The 3,235-nt window shown below is 65.9% G+C and carries 3 protein-coding genes; 2 read left to right on the forward strand and 1 reads right to left on the reverse strand.

Annotated elements, in window-relative coordinates:
• Positions 1–350 (reverse strand): VOC family protein (locus ACO6D5_RS29825; protein ID WP_485827401.1); only part of this gene is annotated, 350 nt, incomplete at its 3' end.
• Positions 351–643: 293 nt separating this feature from the next.
• Here ACO6D5_RS29825 and ACO6D5_RS29830 point away from each other — a divergent pair.
• Both ACO6D5_RS29830 and ACO6D5_RS29835 read left to right on the forward strand, forming a co-directional pair.
• Positions 644–1,849, forward strand: coding sequence for an MFS transporter (locus ACO6D5_RS29830; RefSeq protein WP_485827402.1), 1,206 nt, complete (start codon positions 644–646; stop codon positions 1,847–1,849).
• A gap of 16 nt (positions 1,850–1,865) precedes the next feature.
• On the forward strand, positions 1,866–3,110 hold the full coding sequence (locus tag ACO6D5_RS29835) for an arsenic transporter (protein WP_485827403.1): 1,245 nt from the start codon (positions 1,866–1,868) through the stop codon (positions 3,108–3,110).
• Positions 3,111–3,235: the final 125 nt, after the last annotated feature.

Below are 3,235 nucleotides of genomic sequence, written 5' to 3' on the forward strand. Positions count from 1 at the left end.
CAGACCGCTTCCACGTTATGGCCGTCCGGGCCGAATACGAAGGCGGCGTAATAATGGGGATGGTAATGCGGGCGAAGCCCGGGGGCGCCGTTATCCCGGCCGCCGGCCGCCAGGGCGGCCAGGTGGAAGGCGTCCACCTCCTGCCGTGTCGTGGCCGCAATGGCGATGTGCAAAGGGGCTGATACCGGCGAGGCGGCATAGAGCCAAAGTGAGGGCTTGCCGTTTTTTCCCAGCCCGACGCTATTGGGGCCCTCCATGGCGAGGCTTACGCCGAGCGGGCCCAGCGCCCGCAAGAAGAATTCGCGACTCTGGTCAATGTCGCTGACGCCGAACCCGATGTGATCGAACATGCGTTGTCTCCGTTTGGCGGTCGCCTGCCGCCCGTCAATGGCATTTATAGTCGCTGGCGCCGGATCCGAGTCGTGCTGACCGGCCTGGCTCAACGGTGGTGACGCTTTCCCGGTTTGCTGTCTACAATCCGGCGGTGCGGGTGTCTGGCTTGATTCCACCGGGAAATCGATGAGCAGGAATGGAAAAATGGTGACGCAAAGGTACGTTCTTCGCGTTCGTTGACGGTCGACCCTGATCGATCCCTAAGATTCTGACGGCTACTTTGCATTTTCCATCCTCTGCTTCGCGTCCATTGGACTGGCTGAATTTTTTCGTCGCCGATGTCCGCGACGGTCTCGGCCCCTATCTGGCCATCTACTTGCTCGCGGTGCATCATTGGCGGCCCGACAGCATTGGGCTGGTGATGACGATATCCGGGCTTGCGGCGCTGGCAGCGCAGACGCCGGCCGGCGCGCTCGTGGACCGGGCGTCGAACAAGCGCGCGCTGTTGATCGCGGCCGCCGTACTGGTGACCGGGGCATGCATGGCCCTGCTGGCCAATGCGAGTTTTGCCTGGGTCTCGATCACGCAAGCCCTGGCAGGCGCCGCGTCGTCGGTGTTCGCCCCTGCGATCGCCGGCATCACGTTGGGGCTGACCGCCGCCAATGCCTTTACCCGGCGTATTGCGCGCAACGAATCCTACAACCACGCCGGCAACGCCTTCGCCGCCTTGCTGGCGGGCGGGCTCGCCTACCTCTGGGGGCCCGTGGCAGTTTTCTACTTGATGGCAGCCATGACGCTGGCCAGCGTGGCGGCCGCGTCGTATCTTCCCGCGCAGATCGATTTGGACCGTGCGCGTGGCCTGGACCCCGGCACCGGGGGCGCGGCCGACGCGCAACCCATTCCGCTACGCCAGCTGCTCAGTCACCGGTCGCTCCTGCTTCTTGCCCTGAGCTGCGGGTTGTTCCACCTGGCCAATGCCGCCATGTTGCCGCTAGTCGGGCAGAAGCTGGCGCTGGCGAACCCGGCGCTTGCCACGCCTCTGACCGCCGCGTGCATCGTGGCTGCGCAGTTCGTCATGATTCCCGCGGCGATGGCGGTAGGGCGCTATGCCGATCGCCTGGGGCGCAAGAAATTGCTGCTGATCGGATTCGCCATCCTGCCCTTGCGCGGCGTGCTGTATACCTTCTCCGACGACACGGCCTGGCTGGTGGCCGTGCAACTGCTCGATGGCGTTGGCGCGGGCATTTTCGGCGCCGTTCTGCCCTTGATGGTTCTGGATCTGACGCAAGGCACGGGCCGTTTCAATGCCAGCTTGGGCGCGGTGACCACCGTGTTCGGCATCGGCGCGTCGTTGAGCAATGGCGTCGCCGGCCTGATCGTCCAGCATGCGGGATACCGTGCCGCGTTTCTTGCCCTGGCCGGGATTGCCGCGCTGGCCTGCGCGACCCTGCTGATCTTGCCCGAGACCCGCGCGTCAGGCGTATCGCCCGTCGCGGCCCCATCCTCGTCTTCTTGATTTCATTCTGGAAAGCATGTCGTTATCCCATGTCCTGATCTGGTTGATCGCCGCCGTAACAACCATGGCGATTCTCCTGCGTCCCTTTCGACTGCCGGAATATGTGTGGGCGTGTTCGGGCGCGGTGGCGCTGGTGGCATTCGGGTTGCTGACCCCGGCCCAAGCCGGCCACGCGATCCTGGAAGGAACGGACGTCTATCTGTTCCTGGTCGGCATGATGCTGGTGGCGGAGGTGGCGCGCCAGGCGGGCCTGTTCGACTGGCTGGCGGTAGCAGCGGCGGATCACGCGGCGGGCTCGGCGCGGCGTCTGTTCGACCTGGTGTTCCTGGTGGGCACGGTGGTGACCGTGCTGCTGTCCAACGACGCGACGGCGGTCGTGCTGACGCCCGCAGTCTATGCGGTGACCCGCGTGGTTGGCGCGCCGCCATTGCCCTATCTGTACGTGTGCGCCTTCATCGCCAACGCGGCCAGCTTTGTATTGCCGATATCGAATCCGGCGAATCTGGTCGTGTTCGGCGACCGCATGCCGGCCCTGGCGCCGTGGCTGATGCACTTCGCGCTGCCTTCCGTACTGGCCATCGGTTCGACCTACGTCACGCTGCGATGGGTGTTTCGCGACGACCTGCGACAGCCGCTGAAGCCATCGCCGCCGTTGCCCGCCATGACGCCGGCCTTGCGGTGCGCCGCGATGGGCGTGGCGGGCACCGCTTGCACCTTGCTGGTCACGTCGGCCCTGGGCTACCGGCTGGGTTTGCCGACGCTGGCCGCTGGCAGCGCGTCGGCGCTGCTGGTGCTGGCCGTGACACGGTCCAGCCCATGGCGCCTGGCCAAAGGCGTCGCCTGGGGCGTTCTGCCCCTGGTGGCGGGATTGTTCGTGCTGGTCGAGGGGATGGCCGCCAGTGGCGTGCTTCAAGAACTGGCGCAAATGATGCGCGGCTTGTCCGACACCGCCGTGCTCTGGACCAGCGGGATCGGCGCGGCCCTGTCGGGCAACATCATCAACAATCTGCCGGCCGGGCTGATGGCAGGATTGTTAGCCCGCATGGCGGACCTGTCCGGTTCGGCGACTGCGGCATTGCTCATCGGCATCGACCTGGGCCCCAACCTGTCCGTCAGCGGCTCGCTTGCAACCTTGCTTTGGCTGATGGCCGTGCGCCGCGAGGGGATGCATATCGGCGCGCTCAGCTTCTTGCGCCTGGGGCTCGTCGTCATGCCGCCGGCCTTGCTGCTGGCCTTGGCGGCGCTGCATGTCACGAGCTGATGCCGTGCGGGGGCGCCGGTTTTCCTTCGGGGACCAGCGTCTCCACCAGCAACGCCAACGCGGGGCTTTTCGGGGCGCCCTTGCGAAACACCAGCTCGTAAGGCTCACTGCGCGACTTGAGCGTC

It is taken from the genome of Achromobacter sp. (assembly GCF_057314935.1).